This is a genomic window from Sphingosinithalassobacter sp. CS137 (assembly GCF_014334115.1).
In the GTDB taxonomy this organism is placed as follows: Bacteria; Pseudomonadota; Alphaproteobacteria; order Sphingomonadales; family Sphingomonadaceae; genus Sphingomonas.
The window spans coordinates 1,031,162-1,047,715 of sequence record NZ_CP060494.1; the positions used below are offsets into that span (position 1 = coordinate 1,031,162).

Below are 16,554 nucleotides of genomic sequence, written 5' to 3' on the forward strand. Positions count from 1 at the left end.
GGCCGGATGCGCATCCTGATGACCGCCGATGCCGTCGGCGGCGTGTGGCAATATGCCACCGATCTGGCGGCTGCGCTCACGCCGCATGGCGCGCAGACCGTGCTTGCCGTGCTTGGCCCCGAGCCTTCCCCCGCGCAGCGCGCGGAGGCCGAGGCGATCCGCGGTCTCGAACTCGTCGAAACGGGCCTTCCGCTCGACTGGATGTGCGATTCGGCAGCTCCGGTGCGCGCGGCTGGCAAGGCGGTGGCAGCGCTTGCCCGCGAGAAGCACGTCGATCTGGTCCATCTCAACTCGCCTGCGCTTGGCGCCGACACCTGGTTCGGGCTGCCGGTGGTGGCAGTGAATCACGGCTGCCTCTCCACTTGGTGGGAAGCGGCGCGCAGCGAACCGCTGGCGCCGAACTATCGGTGGCACCGCGCCTTGATGCGGCGTGGCCTCACGTCCGCCGACATTACCGTCGCGCCCAGCGCCGCCTATGCCGCGACCATCGCGCGCCACTATCGCCTGCCGGACACGCCGGTGGTCGTCCACAACGGGCGACGGCCGTTGCCGCTGCCGCCACAGTCCGGCGAGGCGCCGGCCGATTTCGCCTTCACCGCGGGGCGGCTGTGGGATGATGTGAAGAACGCCCGCACGCTCGATCGCGCCGCCGCACTTCTGACGGTTCCGCTCCGCGCCGCCGGATCGACTCGGGGTCCGCACGGCGAGGAGCCGTCGCTGGAACATCTCGACCGGATGGGCCGGATCGATACCGCCGAACTCGCCGGGACGCTTGCCCAGCGCCCCATCTTCGTCAGCGCGGCTACATTCGAGCCGTTCGGTCTCGCCGTGCTCGAGGCAGCGGCGGCAGGCTGTCCGCTGGTGCTTTCGGACATCCCGACCTTCCGTGAGCTGTGGGACGGTGCCGCACGCTTCGTCGCTCCGCATGATGCGGCGGGCTTCGCCGAATCGATCAAGGCGCTGCGCGACGACCCGCTCGCGCGCCGACAGCTCGGCCAGGCTGCACGCAAGCGCTCGGCCCAGTACACGCCCGCCGCCATGGCTGCCGGCATGGCGCGGCTCTACTCGGGATTCCTGCCGGACGAAGGGCAAGGGAGAGCCGCTGCGTGAGGATCGTCTACTTCACGCACTCCTTGCGCAGCTGCTGGAACCACGGAAACGCACATTTTCTGCGCGGCGTGCTCCGCGAGTTGATCGCAGCCGGGCACGAGGTCCGTGCATTCGAGCCCGAGGCGAACTGGAGCCTCGCGCATCTGCTCGAGGATCATGGCGCGTCCGGACTCGATGCGTTTCGTCGTGCCTATCCCGATCTCGCGTCGATCCCCTATGCCTCCGGCGATCCGATCGAGCCCATGGTCGAGGGCGCCGATCTGGTGATCGTCCATGAATGGAACGAGCCGGCGCTGGTCGCCCGGCTCGGCCGACTGCGCGCGCGCGGCGGCCGCTTCCTCCTGCTGTTCCACGACACGCATCATCGCGCGGTGAGCGCGCCGGAGGAAATGCGCAGTTACGAGCTCGACGCCTATGACGGCGTGCTGGCGTTCGGCGAGACCCTCTCCGAAGTCTATCGCGACTGGGGTTGGCGCGACCGGGTATGGACTTGGCATGAAGCGGCCGACACCCGCCACTTCCACCTCCCCGCCGAGCCGCAGGATCGCGAGGGGCTGGTATGGATCGGCAACTGGGGCGACGGCGAACGGACCGAAGAGCTGGAACGCTTCCTCTTCCGCCCCGCCCGCGACGCCGGGCTTCCGCTCGACGTCCATGGGGTTCGCTATCCCGACAGCGCGAAGGCGACGCTGCGAGTCTTCGGCGCGCGCTACCATGGATGGGCACCGAACGCCGAAGTGCCGCGCCTGTTCGCGCGGCATCTGGCAACGGTGCACGTGCCGCGCCGATATTACACCACCATCCTGCCCGGCATTCCCACGATCCGCGTGTTCGAGGCACTCGCCTGCGGCATCCCGCTCGTCTCGGCGCCCTGGGACGACAGCGAGCATCTCTTCCGCCCCGGCGAGGATTATCTGGTGGCGGCCGACGAAAGCGCGATGCGGCGCCATCTCGTCGCGCTGCGCGACGATCCTGCGCTGCGGCAATCCCTTGCCGCCAAGGGGCTCGAGACCATTCGCGCCCGCCACACATGCGCGCACCGCGCCGACGAGCTGCTCGCCATCGCCGCGAGCCTGCGCGCCCAGCCTGCGGAGCATTGCGCATGAAAATCGCCTTCTACGGATCGAGCCTGTTGTCGAGCTACTGGAACGGAGCGGCGACCTATTATCGCGGGATGCTGAAGGCGCTCGCGGCGCACGGCCACGACATCCACTTCTACGAGCCCGACGCGTTCGACCGCCAGGCGCACCGCGACATCGAGCCGCCGGACTATGCCGCCGTAACGGTCTATCCGGCGGACGAGGACGGGCTTCGGTCAGTGCTGGCGGACGCCGCCCACGCCGATGTGGTCGTGAAGGCGAGCGGCGTCGGCGTGTTCGACACCGAGCTGCTGCAAGGCGTGCTGCGCCATGCCCGGCCCGACGCGACACGCATCTATTGGGACGTCGATGCCGCGGCCACGCTCGACGAGATTCGCAGTGCGCCCGATCACCCATTGCGAAACGCGCTGCCCGATTATGATCTGGTGCTCACCTATGGCGGCGGCGCGCCCGTCGTCGACGCCTATACCGGCTTCGGTGCCCGCGCCTGCGTGCCGATCTACAATGCGCTCGACCCGGAGACGCATCATCCGGTCCCACAGGATTCGCGCTTCGAGGCTGATCTCGCATTCCTCGCCAACCGGCTGCCCGACCGCGAGGCGCGTGTGGAGGAGTTCTTCCTGCGTGCCGCCGCCGCGCTGCCCGATCGCACTTTCCTGATCGGCGGCAACGGCTGGCACGACAAGACCATGCCCGGCAATGTCCGCCCGATCGGCCATGTCGGCACGCGCGACCACAATGCGTTCAACTGCACCCCCACGGCCGTGCTGAATGTTGCGCGCGATTCGATGGCGAACATCGGCTTTTCGCCTGCGACGCGCGTGTTCGAAGCCGCGGGCGCGGCCGCCTGTCTCATCACCGACGCCTGGGAGGGGATCGAGCAGTTCCTGGTACCCGACGAGGAAGTGCTGGTCGCCCGCGACGGGCAGGACGTCGCCGATCACATCGCAGCGCTCACGCCGGAACGCGCCGAGGCTATTGGGCAGGCAGCGCTGCGGCGCGTGCTCGCCGAACACACCTACGCCCTGCGCGGCGAACAGCTCGACTCGATCCTCAAGGCCGAGCGCGCCAAGGCGCGGGAGGCGGTGTGACATGAACCTCGTCGTACTCGGCCTCTCGCTCAGCTCGTCCTGGGGCAATGGTCATGCCACGACCTTCCGCGCGCTGCTGAAGGCATTCGCGGCACGCGGACACGACATCCTGTTTCTGGAGAGGGATGTTCCCTGGTATCGCGACCACCGCGACCTGCCGGACCCGAGCTTCTGTCAGCTCCGCTATTATGACGATCTCCACGATCTCGCCCGCTGGAGGAGTCGGATTGCCGCCGCCGACGCCGTCATCGTCGGTTCCTATGTTCCCGAAGGCGTTGCGGTCGCCCGGCTGGTGCAGGACTGGGCGCAAGGCCCGGTCGCCTTCTACGACATCGATACGCCGGTGACGCTGGCGAAGCTCGCGCGCGGCGACTTCGAATATCTCTCGCCCGAGGTGATCCCCGACTACGACGTCTATCTTTCGTTCACCGGCGGGCCGACGCTCGATCGGATCGAACGCGACTATGGTTCGCCGGCCGCACGGCCGCTCTACTGTTCGGTCGATCCCGAAGCCTATCCGCCGCTCGATGTGCCCAAGCGCTGGGATCTCTCCTATCTCGGCACCTACAGCCCCGATCGGCAGCCCACGCTCGAGAAGCTGCTGATCGAACCGGCGCGACGCTGCCCCGAGCGGCGCTTCGCGGTCGCGGGACCGCAGTATCCCGAAGACATCGACTGGCCGGAGAACGTCGAGCGGATCGATCATCTGCCGCCTGCCGACCACCCTGAATTCTACGGCGCGTCGCGCTTCACGCTGAACGTGACGCGCGCCGACATGATCGCCGCCGGCTGGTCGCCTTCGGTGCGCATCTTCGAAGCCTCGGCGTGCGGAGTGCCGATCCTCTCGGATCACTGGGAAGGCATCGAGACGCTGCTGGAGCCGGGGAGCGAATTGCTGCTCGCCGCCGGAGCGGACGACGTGCTCGCCGCGCTCGCACGCGACGCGCGCGAAATCGGCGGGAAGGCGCGTGAGCGCGTGCTGGCGGAGCATAGCGCGGCCCATCGTGCCGCCGAGCTGGAGCATCATCTCGGCGATGCGGGACGAAAGAGCACCTTCGCCGGAGCAGCGGCTGCAACTGCCTAAGGTCTTGAGAGTTGTTGTTTTGCAATCGTCACAAGGCGTTCGCGAGACGTTATTCGAGGAGTAGATGATGCGTAATGGAAAGGAATCGCTGGTCCTGGTCGCAGGTGGCGCCGGGTTCATCGGCTCGCATCTCTGCCAGGCGCTGGTCGATCGAGGCCATTCCGTCGTCTGCCTCGACAATCTGCAGACCGCGCGCCCCTCGAACTTGCGCGCGCTGGAGCGGCTGCCCGGTTTCGAGTTCATCGAGCACGACGTGGTGCAGCCCCTGCCCGCCTCCGTTCGCGAGCGCACCGATCGCTTCACCCAAATCTACAATCTCGCCTGCGCCGCCTCGCCGCCGCAGTATCAGGCGGACCCGGAGCACACGATGCTGACCAATGTGGTCGGCACCGATCATCTGCTGAAGCTGGCGGAAGCCGCGGGCGCCCGCTTCCTGCTCACGTCGACCAGCGAAGTCTATGGCGATCCCGAGATGCACCCGCAGCGCGAAAGCTATCGCGGCTTCGTCAGCTGCACCGGCCCGCGCGCCTGCTACGATGAAGGCAAGCGCGCGGCGGAGACGCTGACCTTCGACTATGCCCGCATGGGCCGCGCCGAAGTGCGCGTCGCGCGTATCTTCAACACCTATGGCCCGCACATGCACCCGGATGACGGGCGCGTCGTTTCCAACCTCATCTGTCAGGCGCTCTCCGGCCGCGAGATCACCATCTATGGCGATGGCAGCCAGACGCGCAGCTTCTGCTACGTCTCCGATCTCGTCGACGGGCTGCTGCGCCTAATGGACAGCGAATCTGACGGGATGGAGCCGGTCAACCTCGGCAATCCCAACGAGCTGACGGTGAACGAACTGCTCGGCCACATCCTGAAGCTCACCGGGTCCGACGCCCCCGTCGTGCACAAGCCGCTGCCGAAGGACGATCCGCGGCGGCGCCGTCCCGACATCGGCCGGGCAAAAGCGAGGCTGGGCTGGGAGCCGCGGGTGCCCCTCGCCGAAGGGCTGGAAAAGACCGTCGCCTGGTTCGCCGAGGAACTCGACGCTCCGGTTCGGACCGGGCGCGGCCGGCGCCAATGGACCGACATGCCGGCAGTCGCGGCGAGCGCCGTCTGACCGCCGACTTCCCGCCGGTACGCGCGTCACCCGATCCCACAGATCTGCGGAGAATGGCGACTCAACCGAACCGTGCCTTGGGCGCTCGTGCCGATCGCCACAAGCCGTGCCGCCAGCCGGTCATCGCCTCCGGCTGGCGATCGCGCGCTCGAAGCAAATGCTTAGATGCACGCTTCGAACGCATCCAGGAGACGCCTCCCAAGCGCGCTTGAATCGAACTCGACCCGGATGTTCTTCTCGGAACGATCGCTGCCCCCCTCGTCCTCATAGTTCGCCGACGGAGACAGCGTGACGACCCCATCCTCAAGGTCGATTCCGACCGCTTTCGCGCCCCGCGCGAGTGCCCTCCAGTCTTTCGCGCCGACCGCATCGAGCATCGGCTTCTGCACCAGCGGCCACTCGTCGCGCTTCGGATATGGCACGCCCTGCGTCGAGACTTCGAGCGCCGCGCGAAGATGCTCGGTCATCGCTTCGATGTCGCCATAGTCGCTGACGAATACCGGGCCGTAGGATATCCAGACGACATTGTCCGTTCCGGCAAACGCCTGCGTATAGACCTTGCCGTTCTTTAGCAGTGCACACGCACTTTTCATTTCTCTACCTCCCTGACGATGACGATCCGGACCTGTACAGGGCGCGGCAGTGATGCCGCATATTCGCTAACTTGCTCGAACACCCTTTGCTGGAGAGCGTTCGCAGCATGCGGAACGGCCAGTTCGAGAACCCGGTGTCCGATCATTTCTTCCCACAGCCGAAGACCACCCCACCCCCGCTCGCGAGTACCGCTGTAGCGGGAAATCTTGTCCACATAGCCGGTGAGCGTGCCTCGAAATCGGTCGGCAGCACGATGCGAAGCCGCATCCAAGTCGATACTTTTGATGCTTGTGATTTCCCGATTGATGATCCGATCCACGACCGGAAAGTTGACCGTCACATTATGGCCCAGGGCCTTTTCGATAGCCTCCCCGCGGAGCGTGGGCGCGAGCAGCCACGGGTTCGCCATCTCTACCGGGATGACCGCCTCGGCCTGCGCCGCGCTGGAAACCCGCGACGCTGCTGCCTGCGGTCCGATCGCCAGTCCGATGTTGGCCAACACCGTGCCCGAAGCGTAGCCAATATCGTGCGGCGACGCAGTTGCCACCGACGCAATCGCGCGGTTCAAGTGAACGTAGGTAGGGGTGTCCTCCGCTTTGATCGTCGCATCGATCGTTCCGGCGATGCCGCTTCCAAGCGCCCCGACGGTCGCGATCGGACTGGTCGTCAGCAATGTGTAAGTGCCGGTGACGGCACCTTCCGCAACGTCGTACACTCCTTCGGCGACGCCGGTCGCAAAATCGGCCAACGGGTTCGGCGGATCGGCGGGCGAAGGCGCGAGCGCTTCCTGCTGGCGTCGATGCCAGTCTTCGATCAGCGCGCGGTTTGCGGAGGTGTCGCCATGCAGCGCGAGAAGCCGATCCCGCTCCGCATCAGCTTCCTCCCGGCTTCCAACACGCGGAAGGATCTCGCGCAATTCGATGGTCGGAGCATCCTGGCGAACGCGGGGAGCTGCGCCACCGGCACTCCGAGCAAAATATCGGCCCTGACCGGCAAAGGTGAACCTGCCTGTTCTCGCGTCGTGCCATGGATTGAACTTGCACTCGCGTCCGTGCGTGTCGACCGGACCTACGGCACGCCCCGTCCGCAACCAGGCGCGAAACGCCGCCCTGCGTTGCTCCGTCGAAATCTGCATGCTCTGCCCCCGACTCGCTCAAGGACGAGAACATTTGAGCAACATTTTCCAACAAGTCAATCGCCGTGGGAGCGGGCGAGCGTCGGTTGGGGCATTCCGCTCGATAGGGCTCGATAGGCGTGGTGTCCCGGAGAGGATTCGAACCTCCGACCTCCAGATTAGGAATCTGCTGCTCTATCCTGCTGAGCTACCGGGACACGGGCCGCTGGGTAGGATGCGGCATCGGGATGGTCAATCTGCGCCATCAGTCGCGCGGGCGGCGCGTCAGGCGGATTCCGCGCACCTCCGGCCCCGCGCCTTCGGGGAATTCCAGAGTCAGGATCGAATCGAACAACTTCAGATCGCCGTCGGCAAAGCGCCAGACGCGGCCGGCATAGGGCTCGTCGCCGACGATCTCGGGCCGACCATACCAGAAGTTGATCGTGTCCAGCAGTCCCGCCTCCGTCTCGTCGATCTGAAAGTCGATCGAAGTGATCCGGCCGTGCTGCACATGCGCCACGCCGCGCGTGATCGCGCGCATGTGGAAGCCGTCGTCGCGGACCTTGCACTCCGCATAGCCGCGCGGATCGTTCCGTTCGCCGGTGCAGTCATAGGCGATTGCCGCAAACCCCTGCTCCCATTCGGGATCCAGCCGAGTGAGCGAAAGCCCCCGACGCGCCGCACGGGCCGAGTCGAACTCGCGCCGGTAGCGGACCTGCTCGGCCTCCAGCTCACGTGGGCTGACAGCATATTGAAGCGTCAGCGATGCGGTGCCGGTGGTGAGATAGAGGCAGGCGATCGTGATGCTGCGCGCATCGAGCGGGTCCTCCTGCGGTTCGACCAAGCGGACGCGCGACTCGTGGCCGGCATTCTGGCGCTGCTCGATCAGCCCGGGAAACCGCAGCAGTGCGATCTCGGCAAGCGTCTGCAGATCGCGATCACAGGCGCGTCGGTTCAACTGCCCGTCCGGGAAGCTCGGGTGCGGATGGTCGTACCAGCCATCGCCTTCGATCCGGGTGACGACATCGCCGTTTTCGGGATCGATGCGCACCCGGTCCACCGGCCCACCCGGCCGGCGGATCAACGCGTTCCGATCCAACCGTGCGATCCGCTCATACCCGCTGGAGTGCAATGCCGCCGCAGGCCGCCCGAGCAAGGCATCATAGGCCCCGCGGATGAGGTGATCCGGCTCCGCCTCTTGCGCGTCCTGCGCGATCAGCTGCGACGAGACGATCACTGCCGCCGCCGCAACGGCCCACTTCAAACCCCGCACGGTGTATCCCCCCTGCGGCCATAGCAGCCGGAAGCGCATGTTTCACCGCGGAACGACGTACGTCAATTGCGCGCTTGGGGAGGGACCACCGGAAAGGGGAGCGGCGCGACGGGAACACCGTCGTCGATCAGCTGCTTCGCCTGTTCGAGCGTCGCCTGGCCGTGGATCGGGGCCTCGGCCTCTTCGCCGGCGTGCATCGCGCGCGCACGCTTTGCGAAGCTCTTGCCCACCCACTGCGATGTCTCGAGCGCCTTGGCCTGCGCCTGCGCCAACACCTGCAGCGCCGCCTTGATTGCATCGGGAGACGGAAGTGCCTCGGCGGCGGGGGTCGAGTCGAGACGCGCGGCAGGAGCATCGGCCTTGCGATTTCCTTTCGCCGCCACGTTCGGTGCCATCACCGCTTTCTCGATCGCAGGATCGCCGCACATCGGGCATTGCACGAGCCCGCCCGCTCGCTGTTCCTCGAAGGCGCGGCTCGAGCCGAACCAGGCTTCGAACACATGGCCCTGGCCGCACTTCAAGTCGAAGACGATCACAACGCCTCCACCCCCGGAATCGGCCGGCGATGGCTGAGCACGGGGATACGGCTGCGCGCAGCCTCGACACGCGCGGGATCGATCTCGGCATAGCCAAGGCCTGGCGCCTCGCCCATGTCGAGCAGCAGTTCGCCCCAGGGGTCGACCACCAGCGAATGGCCATATGTAGCGCGCCCGTCCGCATGCTCGCCGGTTTGCGCCGCGGCGACCACGAACGCGCCCGCCTCAATCGCTCGCGCGCGCAGCAGCACATGCCAGTGCGCCTGCCCGGTTGGCCGAGTGAAGGCGGCCGGCAGCGCGAACAGTGTCGCGCCCGCATCGCTCAGCGCACGGAACAGGTCCGGGAAGCGGAGATCGTAGCAAATCGCAAGGCCAAGGCGGCCGAGCGGCGTCTCCACCGTCACCGCGCGCTCGCCACCGGCATAGGTCGCCGATTCGCGCCAGCTCTCTCCGGTCGGCAAGTCGACGTCGAACAGATGCATCTTGTCGTAGCGCGCCCGGATCGCGCCCGAGCCGTCGATCACAAGGCTCCGGTTGGCGAGCTTGCCGTCGTCGCGCAGCAGCGCGAGCGAACCGAGGTGCACCCAAAGCCCGTGCTTCGCCGCCGCTTCGCGCACCGCGGCCAGGACGCGATCATCCTCCTCGCGCGCCACTACCTCCGCGGCGCGCTTGCGGTCCCGATCGAGCAATCCGCACATCTCCGGCGCAAACAGCATCGCCGCGCCCTCGCCCGCCGCATCGGCAATCGCCTGAGTGATCGTGCGGCCATTCGCGGCGGGATCGATCCCGCTCGTCATCTGGAGCAGCGCAGCGCGCATCATCGGCCGAGGAGGGGATCCAGTCCGCCCCCGCGATCCAGCGCGGCAAGGTCGTCCGATCCGCCGATGTGGCGATCGTCGATGAAGACCTGCGGCACGGTGGTCCGGCCGTTGGCGCGCTGGATCATCTCCTTGCGCTTCTCGCCGCCCAGCGTGATGTCATATTCCTGATAGGCCGCGCCCTTGCCGTCGAGCAGGTGCTTCGCACGATAGCAATAGGGGCAGAATGCCTTGGTGTAGATTTCAACTTTCGCCATGTCTCTCCGACCTGTGATGCAGGGCGCCGCTTGTCAATCGGCCGCTTCGGTTTCGAGAACGCGCGCCCAGCACAGAAGGATCACTCGCGTCGCCCCGCCGCGTTTGAGAATGCGGGCGCACGCGTTGCCGGTGGCGCCGCTCGTGTGCACGTCGTCGATCAACACGACGGTGCGGCCGGCCAGCTGCTGGCGGGCGCCGGGGGCAAGCGCGAAGGCGCCTGCGACTGCCGTGGCGCGCTGGCGCGGCGAAAGGCCGCGAAGCACGGGTGTCGCCTTCGCGCGGCGCAGCAGGTTCTGCGTCGCCGGCACTCCGCTGCGCCGCGCCAGCGCCGCGGCGATCAGCCCTGACTGGTTGTAGCCGCGCGACCAAAGCCGCCAGCGGTGAAGCGGCACCGGGACCAGCAGTTCGGCGTCGGCCGGCATGAGCCGCAGCATCGCCGTCGCCATCGTTTCGGCGCATGCCATGCGCCCGCCATATTTCAGCTTCAGCGCCACCGTTCGCGCGACGTCGCCGTAGGCGACGGCGGCGCGCACACCGTCGTGTGGCGGGGCCGATGCGAGGCACGCTCCGCACAGCGCATCCGGTCCGCGCTCGAATTCGAACGGCAGATGGCAGCCCGCGCACCAGGGAGGACCCAGAAAGCGAAGGGAGCTCCAGCACGACGCGCAGAAGCGATGATCCTCCGGAGTGATCGTCCCACAGCCGGGGCAACGCGGGGGCAGAGCGAGATCGGCGATCCGTCGGAGGGAAGCGAGGCTGGCCACACGCGCCTTGTCGCCGGGGACGCAACGCTGCACAAGCACGGCCGTGAGCGACTCCGAAATCTTCGATCGCGCCCGCCGCCGCCGCCGTCGCGACCGGGCGGCACCCGCCTATTCCGCTTATGACTTCGTCCGCGCACATATGCTGGAAGGCATTTCGGAGCGGCTTGCCGATGTGAAGCGCACGTTCGGCGACGTACTGGAGCTAGGCAGCTTCGGCGGCGCTTTCGAACTGCCCGGCGCCCGCATCGCCCGCCTCGACGCGGGGTACCGATTCGCAAGGGCCGCCGGTGGCGTGCAGGCGGACGAGGATCGGCTACCCTTCGCCGACGCCAGCTTCGACCTGATCGTCTCCGCCGGCGTGCTCGACAGCGTCAATGACGTGCCCGGCGCGCTGGCACTGGCGCGGCGCGCGCTGCGCCCCGACGGCTTGTTCCTCGGCGCCTTCCTTGGGGCAGGCACGCTGGCGACGCTGCGCACCGTGATGCTCGAGGCCGAGACCGAACGGCCTGCCGCGCGCTTCCATCCGCAAATCGACGTCCGTGCGGCCGGCGATCTGCTGGCGCGCGCCGGATTCGCACTGCCGGTCGCGGATGCGGAGACGCTGACGGTACGCTACCGCAGCGTTTTCGACCTGCTGCGCGACCTGCGCGGCATGGCGGGCGGCAATCTGCTCTCAGAAACCGCCCCGCTCACACGCGGCACGCTCGCCCGCGCTGCCGATGCCTTCGGGGCGCGCGCGGATGCGGACGGCCGCACTGCCGAGCGGTTCGAAATCGTCTATGCCACCGGCTGGGCACCCGATCCCTCGCAGCCCAGGCCGGCACGCCGCGGCAGCGCGACAGCGAGTTTGGCCGACGCGCTCCGCGCAGGCGAGAAGAAGCGCTGAAAGCGGCGCCCGCCTAGACCAGCGCCTCGAGCAGCCCGATCAGCGGCTTGTCCGCGGGCGGCATCTCCAGCCGATGCAGTTCGACCGGCCGCAGCCACCGCAGCGCGCTTGCGTGTCGCGCCTCGGGCACTCCGCTCCATTTACGCAAGGCATAAAGCAGCAACAGCAGGTGCCGCTCGCCGAGCGGTTCGCTCGCGAAGGTGGCGGGCGCCAGGCATGCGGTTTCTACTCCGATCCCCAGTTCCTCCGTCAGTTCGCGCGCAAGGGCAGCCTCGGGCGCTTCGCCGTGCTCCACCTTGCCGCCGGGAAATTCCCAAAGTCCCGCCATCGGCTTGCCCGGCGGACGCTGCTGAACCAGCACCCGGCCGTCCGCATCCACCAGCGCGGCCGCCACGACAAAGAGCATGGGTATGGTCACGCAACGTTCCTTAAGCACTTCATTACCATTTCTTCGCTACAGCCAGTCGAGCTCTGGAAAAGAGGGATGTCGATGCGGCCGCTGCTGAACTTCGCGAAGGAGCTGATCCACAGCCCCAAGGCGGCGACAGCAGTGGAATATGGATTCATCCTCGCCCTCATCGTCGTAGCGATCATTGCCAGCATCGTCGAACTGGGCGGCGTGACTTCCGGCATGTGGAACAATGTGAGCGCAAAGGTCCAGACTGCCGGCTGATCCTTAGCGGCGCCCTTCTCTCGCTTAGAGTTTCTTAACGTCCGGTCGCTAGCGTCGATCGTGCCGAACCGGTTCTCCGGATCGGCCGGGTGACTGAAGCAACCATTGGAACGATGGAGACCGGTATGCAGAAGATTCGTGCTTTCCTGAAGAACAACAAGGGCGCCACCGCAATCGAGTACGGCCTGATCGCCGCGCTGATCGCCGTCGCCGCCATCGCCGCGATGCAGGGTCTGGGCAATCAGCTCAACAAGACCTTCGGCAACGTGACGTCGAACATGAAGGCGTCGTAAGACTCCTTTCGAACGATACCGGAAAGGGCGGCGAGACAAGGGTCTCGCCGCCCTTTTTGCATTTGCAGAACACCGAAGGACGCGCTCCGACCCGGCTGAGCTCAGGCGCGACCCATCGCCAGGAACTTCGCCCGGCGCGCCTGGCGCAGCCCCTCGCGCGGCATTCCTTCATACTGTGCCAGCGCAACCGCGATCGCATCGCCAAGCGCCGCGATCGCGGCCGCAGAGTCGCGATGCGCGCCGCCCAGCGGCTCCGGCACGACGGTGTCGACGACGCGCAGCTCTTTCAGATGCTGTGCGGTCACTTTCATTGCCTCGGCCGCATCGGCGGCCTTTTCCGCGGTGCGCCAAAGGATCGAGGCGCAGCCTTCGGGGGAAATCACCGAATAGACCGCATGCTCCATCATCAGCACGCTGTTGCCCGCAGCCAGCGCCACGGCACCGCCTGATCCGCCTTCACCCAAGATCGACGCGATCACCGGAACGCCGACGCTAAGGCACTGCTCGGTCGAGCGTGCGATCGCCTCCGCCTGACCGCGCTCTTCGGCCTGCACGCCTGGAAACGCGCCCGACGTATCGACCAGCGTGATGATCGGCAGCCCGAACTTGTCGGCCAGCCGCATCAGCCGGATCGCCTTGCGATAGCCTTCGGGCTTGCCCATCCCGAAATTGTGCTTGAGCCGGCTCGCGGTATCGTCGCCCTTCTCATGGCCGATCACAAGCACCCGACGCCCCCGAAATCGCCCGAGGCCGCCGATGATCGCGGCATCGTCGGCGAAGGCGCGGTCGCCGCCCAGCGGCGTGAAATCCTCGATCAGCCCCGCGACATAGTGTTTGAAGTGCGGCCGCTCGGGATGCCGCGCCACCAGCGTCTTCTGCCAGGGCGTCAGCTTGGAATAGGCGTCCTTCAGAAACTTGTCCGATTTCGCCTGCAGCCGTGCGATCTCGGCCGCGATGTCGACTTCGCCTCCGGCGGCGGTTTCGCGCAACTCGTTGATCCGGCTCTGCAGCTCGGCAATCGGCTTTTCAAAGTCCAGAAACGTTGCCATTCGGCCGCTGAATCCCGTCGTTCCACCATATTCCCGCTCGTCCCGAGCGCTAGGTGCGGCCTAGGGCGCGCGTGTCACTGCGTCAACGCGGCACGTCCGCAAGGGGATGCCGGGTGTTCACCAGCTCGACCAGCCGGCGGCTGTCGACATGGGTGTAAATTTCGGTGGTGGCGATGTCAGCATGGCCCAGCATCGCCTGCAGCGCGCGCAGATCCGCCCCACCTTCGAGCAGGTGAGTCGCGAAAGCGTGCCGCAGCACGTGCGGACTTACGCGCTCGGGCGCGATTCCCGCCTCGGCAGCCAGCCCGCGCAGGATCTGGTACAGGCGCACGCGCGACAAATGCCCTTTGCCCGAGGGAAACAGCCATGGCCGGTCCGCATCCACATGCGTCCGCCACGCAGCCACGGCCGCCCGCGCCCGATCGGAGATCGGCACCAGCCGCTCCCTGCCGCCCTTGCCCTTCAGAATGAGATATGGCCGATCGGGCGCGACCGCATTGCGCGGCAGTCCGACCAGTTCGCTCGCCCGCAGCCCAGACCCGTAGAGCAGCTCGACGAGTGCGGAGAGGCGCAGGTCGCGCGGATCGGGCGGAACGCGCGCGATCCGCTCCGCGATCGCAGCGAACAGGCGGTCGACTTCGAGCGTTGACAGGATCTTCGGCAATGGGCGCGCCGCTGCCGGGCGCGGCAGCGCGGCGCCGGGATCGTCCGCGCGCAGCTGCTCATCGGCCAGAAAGGCATAGAAGCGCCGGAGCGCGGCGGACTTACGCGCCGCCGTCGCGCGCGCCAGCGGCTGCCACTGCGTACCGAGCCGTTCAAGATCCGCTTCGTCGGCTTCGCCGAGCCGCCCGCTCAGAAACTCGGACGCGAGCCGCAGATCACTGCCATAGGCCGCGATGGTATTTGCCGCCGCGCCTGCTTCGGCGGCCATCATCTCCAGAAATCGTTCGATCAGCGCGGCGTCCGTGAGCGCGGTCACGCTCGCGCGCTCACGCCCGAGTAATCGCTTCGACCGCGATCATCCGGGCATAATCCTCCAGCCCGGCGGCGCGCAGGCTCGCAACGATATGAAACAGCGCGGCGGGCGTAACTCGGCTCCAGTCGTGCGTCTGCATCCCGACCGCAGCAAGCAGCGTCGCATGCGCGGATTCGTCGCGCCGGCCGGCTGCGTTGATTTCCCGCGTCCAGATGTTCTCCGCACCGATCTCGACATCGAGCGCCCGGGCCATGCGCTGCGCGTCCTGCGCTTCCATGCGGCCCAGGCCCGCCAGCCCGGCGAGGAAGAGCTGCGCCTTGCGCCGGTCGAAATTGGCGCGATAGGAATCCGCGTCCGAGTAGGAAACCGGCGCCGTCGGTGCGGGATCGGCCAAGGTCAGCATCGCCCAGCCGTCGCTGCCGCGCTCGACGATGTCGCGCCACGCTTGCGCGCGGCCCGCGAACCCCGCTGTCAGCATCGATGCGATCAGCATGTCGCTCGCGTCGCGCAGCTCGGGCGACGGCGGCAGCGCCGCGGCGGCACGCGCCGTCAGCACCAGCCGGCCATAGCGCGCCCGCTCGTCGCGCGCGGCGTTCCACAGGCTGCGCATCGCCGCGACTCGATCGTCGGCGTCGGCCGAGGCGAAGGCGCGGCGCAGATCGCGCGCGACGCCTGCCTCGTCGCTGTTGCCGTCGTCCTGCTCTTCGATCTCGCCATAGAGATCGACCAGCCCGACGCTGGAGAAGACGCCGTTCGCCGCGGCGAGCTCCGCCGCCTGCGCACGGGCGCGCGACTCGGGAGTCGGCGAGAGTGCATACCAATAGCGGACCTGCGGGCCGACGGTGGCGAACAGCCGGTCGGGAATTTCCACTCCGGTCGCGGTCGCAAGGCCATATCGCCATGCCGTGAGCTCGCCGACGCCGTCCCACTCGATCGTCACGGCGCGCTGGCCGCGCGATCCGGTGCCGACGACCTTTTCGGCGAGCAGCGTGTCGATATCGTCGCCGCCGCCGCGGCGCGTCGCTTCCTCGAGCAATTCGCCGGCGCGCTGAGGCCGGCCGGCGAGTCCCGCGCACATCGCCTCGGCCAGCCTCCACCCGCGCGCCCCAATCCGGCCGGCGCCTCGCTCGGCGAACGGGCAGAGCGCGGCCGGATCACCCGTTGCCAGCGCCACCTGCATCGCTACCTGAAGCATCTTCGGCGTATAATTCTCCACATCGACGCTCTGCAGCACGGCGCGCGCGGCGATCGGCTCCCCCATCCGCAGCAGCAGCCAGGCGCGCTCGGCGGCGAAATCAGGACCGGTCACCCCGCGCGGCGTATCGACCGGCGACATCAGCGCACGGCGCAGTGCGATCGACAGCCAGCGTGACGCGATGGGGGCATCGAGCCTGCGCATCAGCGTCTGCAGATAGCGGCCATCGGCAGGACCGAAGCTGGCTGCCCCGAAGCCCGGGTTACCCCAGGCTACCGCACCGATCCGAGCCGTCGATCGCTTCGCGAAATCGGGCATATCATAGCGCGCGAGCTGCGCCGCACGCTGGGCACGCCGAGCTGCTTCCGCCTCGGGATCGTCCGGCTGTCGATCGGCGGCTTCCGAGTCTCCGCTCGGCGGTGCCGCTGCAGGCGGCGGCGCGGGCGCCGGAGCAGGTGCCGGCGCGGGAGCCGGCGAATCGGGCGCGCGCGTCGGGCGCGGCACCGGCGCAGGCGCAGGCTGGTCGAAGCCGGGCGGCAGCAGCGATTCGGGCGCGTCCTGCGCGTCCTGCCCCAGCGCGGGAATTCCCGCGCCGAGCAGCAGCATCGCAGCGACCGCCCCAGCTGCCGCGC

Annotated in this window: 19 protein-coding genes and 1 tRNA gene; 8 read left to right on the forward strand and 12 right to left on the reverse strand. The window is 67.6% G+C overall.

Going from position 1 to position 16,554, the window contains the following annotated elements:
- Positions 1–6 precede the first annotated feature (6 nt).
- The 5 genes from H7V21_RS04850 (at position 7) to H7V21_RS04870 (ending at position 5,493) form a co-directional block, all read left to right on the forward strand.
- Positions 7–1,110 (forward strand): glycosyltransferase family 4 protein, encoded by a 1,104-nt coding sequence (locus H7V21_RS04850; protein WP_262504010.1) that lies wholly within the window; start codon positions 7–9, stop codon positions 1,108–1,110.
- Positions 1,107–2,216 carry a glycosyltransferase gene (locus H7V21_RS04855; protein ID WP_188055743.1) on the forward strand — a complete coding sequence of 370 codons (1,110 nt, stop codon included), beginning with the start codon at positions 1,107–1,109 and terminating at the stop codon, positions 2,214–2,216. The genes H7V21_RS04850 and H7V21_RS04855 overlap by 4 nt, the downstream gene beginning before the upstream one ends.
- A complete protein-coding gene (locus tag H7V21_RS04860; RefSeq protein ID WP_188055744.1) occupies positions 2,213–3,301 on the forward strand; it encodes a glycosyltransferase in 1,089 nt (362 codons plus the stop codon). The genes H7V21_RS04855 and H7V21_RS04860 overlap by 4 nt, the downstream gene beginning before the upstream one ends.
- Position 3,302: 1 nt before the next feature.
- Complete coding sequence (locus H7V21_RS04865) at positions 3,303–4,385, forward strand: glycosyltransferase (RefSeq protein WP_188055745.1); 1,083 nt, start codon at positions 3,303–3,305, stop codon at positions 4,383–4,385.
- Positions 4,386–4,449: 64 nt separating this feature from the next.
- Positions 4,450–5,493: a UDP-glucuronic acid decarboxylase family protein gene (locus H7V21_RS04870; RefSeq protein ID WP_188055746.1), complete on the forward strand. Its 1,044-nt coding sequence runs from the start codon at positions 4,450–4,452 to the stop codon at positions 5,491–5,493.
- 161 nt (positions 5,494–5,654) lie between these two features.
- Here the strand turns inward: H7V21_RS04870 and H7V21_RS04875 are convergent, their stop codons facing one another.
- The 8 genes from H7V21_RS04875 to H7V21_RS04910 form a co-directional block, all read right to left on the reverse strand.
- Positions 5,655–6,086 carry a hypothetical protein gene (locus tag H7V21_RS04875; RefSeq protein ID WP_188055747.1) on the reverse strand — a complete coding sequence of 144 codons (432 nt, stop codon included), beginning with the start codon at positions 6,084–6,086 and terminating at the stop codon, positions 5,655–5,657.
- On the reverse strand, positions 6,083–7,222 hold the full coding sequence (locus H7V21_RS04880; RefSeq protein ID WP_188055748.1) for a hypothetical protein: 1,140 nt from the start codon (positions 7,220–7,222) through the stop codon (positions 6,083–6,085). Before H7V21_RS04880 ends, H7V21_RS04875 begins: the two co-directional genes overlap by 4 nt.
- A gap of 120 nt (positions 7,223–7,342) precedes the next feature.
- Positions 7,343–7,419, reverse strand: a tRNA-Arg gene (locus H7V21_RS04885).
- 47 nt (positions 7,420–7,466) lie between these two features.
- Complete coding sequence (locus tag H7V21_RS04890) at positions 7,467–8,474, reverse strand: hypothetical protein (RefSeq protein ID WP_188055749.1); 1,008 nt, start codon at positions 8,472–8,474, stop codon at positions 7,467–7,469.
- A gap of 62 nt (positions 8,475–8,536) precedes the next feature.
- Entirely contained in the window at positions 8,537–9,010 is a 474-nt protein-coding gene (locus H7V21_RS04895) for a DUF1178 family protein (protein ID WP_188055750.1), read from the reverse strand.
- A complete protein-coding gene (locus H7V21_RS04900) occupies positions 9,007–9,828 on the reverse strand; it encodes a carbon-nitrogen hydrolase family protein (RefSeq protein ID WP_188056363.1) in 822 nt (273 codons plus the stop codon). Before H7V21_RS04900 ends, H7V21_RS04895 begins: the two co-directional genes overlap by 4 nt.
- Positions 9,828–10,085 carry a glutaredoxin 3 gene (gene grxC, locus H7V21_RS04905; RefSeq protein ID WP_188055751.1) on the reverse strand — a complete coding sequence of 86 codons (258 nt, stop codon included), beginning with the start codon at positions 10,083–10,085 and terminating at the stop codon, positions 9,828–9,830. Before grxC ends, H7V21_RS04900 begins: the two co-directional genes overlap by 1 nt.
- 33 nt (positions 10,086–10,118) lie before the next feature.
- Positions 10,119–10,883: a double zinc ribbon domain-containing protein gene (locus tag H7V21_RS04910; protein WP_410482675.1), complete on the reverse strand. Its 765-nt coding sequence runs from the start codon at positions 10,881–10,883 to the stop codon at positions 10,119–10,121.
- A gap of 10 nt (positions 10,884–10,893) precedes the next feature.
- On the opposite strand from H7V21_RS04910, the gene H7V21_RS04915 reads away from it, so the two are divergent.
- Positions 10,894–11,736, forward strand: a complete 843-nt coding sequence (locus H7V21_RS04915) for a methyltransferase domain-containing protein (RefSeq protein ID WP_188055753.1) — start codon at positions 10,894–10,896, stop codon at positions 11,734–11,736.
- A 13-nt stretch (positions 11,737–11,749) separates the two neighbouring features.
- On the opposite strand, the gene H7V21_RS04920 is transcribed toward H7V21_RS04915, so the two are convergent.
- Positions 11,750–12,142 carry a (deoxy)nucleoside triphosphate pyrophosphohydrolase gene (locus tag H7V21_RS04920; RefSeq protein WP_188056364.1) on the reverse strand — a complete coding sequence of 131 codons (393 nt, stop codon included), beginning with the start codon at positions 12,140–12,142 and terminating at the stop codon, positions 11,750–11,752.
- A gap of 84 nt (positions 12,143–12,226) precedes the next feature.
- Here H7V21_RS04920 and H7V21_RS04925 point away from each other — a divergent pair, with 84 nt between their 5' ends.
- Complete coding sequence (locus tag H7V21_RS04925; protein ID WP_188055754.1) at positions 12,227–12,409, forward strand: Flp family type IVb pilin; 183 nt, start codon at positions 12,227–12,229, stop codon at positions 12,407–12,409.
- A 125-nt stretch (positions 12,410–12,534) separates the two neighbouring features.
- Entirely contained in the window at positions 12,535–12,702 is a 168-nt protein-coding gene (locus tag H7V21_RS04930) for a Flp family type IVb pilin (protein WP_188055755.1), read from the forward strand.
- A gap of 101 nt (positions 12,703–12,803) precedes the next feature.
- Here the strand turns inward: H7V21_RS04930 and H7V21_RS04935 are convergent, their stop codons facing one another.
- The 3 genes from H7V21_RS04935 to H7V21_RS04945 form a co-directional block, all read right to left on the reverse strand.
- Complete coding sequence (locus H7V21_RS04935) at positions 12,804–13,751, reverse strand: acetyl-CoA carboxylase carboxyltransferase subunit alpha (protein ID WP_188055756.1); 948 nt, start codon at positions 13,749–13,751, stop codon at positions 12,804–12,806.
- 82 nt (positions 13,752–13,833) lie between these two features.
- Positions 13,834–14,685, reverse strand: a complete 852-nt coding sequence (locus H7V21_RS04940; RefSeq protein WP_188056365.1) for a tyrosine-type recombinase/integrase — start codon at positions 14,683–14,685, stop codon at positions 13,834–13,836.
- Between the two features lie 55 nt (positions 14,686–14,740).
- Positions 14,741–16,528: a hypothetical protein gene (locus tag H7V21_RS04945; protein WP_262504012.1), complete on the reverse strand. Its 1,788-nt coding sequence runs from the start codon at positions 16,526–16,528 to the stop codon at positions 14,741–14,743.
- Positions 16,529–16,554: the final 26 nt, after the last annotated feature.

Excerpts from the sequence above, each read along its gene's own strand:
- H7V21_RS04850 (WP_262504010.1), top strand. The coding sequence starts at position 7 with ATGCGCATCCTGATGACCGCCGATGCCGTCGGCGGCGTGTGGCAATAT.
- H7V21_RS04860 (WP_188055744.1), top strand. The coding sequence starts at position 2,213 with ATGAAAATCGCCTTCTACGGATCGAGCCTGTTGTCGAGCTACTGGAAC.
- H7V21_RS04865 (WP_188055745.1), top strand. The coding sequence starts at position 3,303 with ATGAACCTCGTCGTACTCGGCCTCTCGCTCAGCTCGTCCTGGGGCAAT.
- H7V21_RS04870 (WP_188055746.1), top strand. The coding sequence starts at position 4,450 with ATGATGCGTAATGGAAAGGAATCGCTGGTCCTGGTCGCAGGTGGCGCC.
- H7V21_RS04875 (WP_188055747.1), bottom strand. The coding sequence starts at position 6,086 with ATGAAAAGTGCGTGTGCACTGCTAAAGAACGGCAAGGTCTATACGCAG.
- H7V21_RS04880 (WP_188055748.1), bottom strand. The coding sequence starts at position 7,222 with ATGCAGATTTCGACGGAGCAACGCAGGGCGGCGTTTCGCGCCTGGTTG.
- H7V21_RS04900 (WP_188056363.1), bottom strand. The coding sequence starts at position 9,828 with ATGCGCGCTGCGCTGCTCCAGATGACGAGCGGGATCGATCCCGCCGCG.
- grxC (WP_188055751.1), bottom strand. The coding sequence starts at position 10,085 with ATGGCGAAAGTTGAAATCTACACCAAGGCATTCTGCCCCTATTGCTAT.
- H7V21_RS04920 (WP_188056364.1), bottom strand. The coding sequence starts at position 12,142 with ATGCTCTTTGTCGTGGCGGCCGCGCTGGTGGATGCGGACGGCCGGGTG.
- H7V21_RS04925 (WP_188055754.1), top strand. The coding sequence starts at position 12,227 with ATGCGGCCGCTGCTGAACTTCGCGAAGGAGCTGATCCACAGCCCCAAG.
- H7V21_RS04930 (WP_188055755.1), top strand. The coding sequence starts at position 12,535 with ATGCAGAAGATTCGTGCTTTCCTGAAGAACAACAAGGGCGCCACCGCA.
- H7V21_RS04935 (WP_188055756.1), bottom strand. The coding sequence starts at position 13,751 with ATGGCAACGTTTCTGGACTTTGAAAAGCCGATTGCCGAGCTGCAGAGC.
- H7V21_RS04940 (WP_188056365.1), bottom strand. The coding sequence starts at position 14,685 with ATGATGGCCGCCGAAGCAGGCGCGGCGGCAAATACCATCGCGGCCTAT.
- H7V21_RS04945 (WP_262504012.1), bottom strand. The coding sequence starts at position 16,528 with ATGCTGCTGCTCGGCGCGGGAATTCCCGCGCTGGGGCAGGACGCGCAG.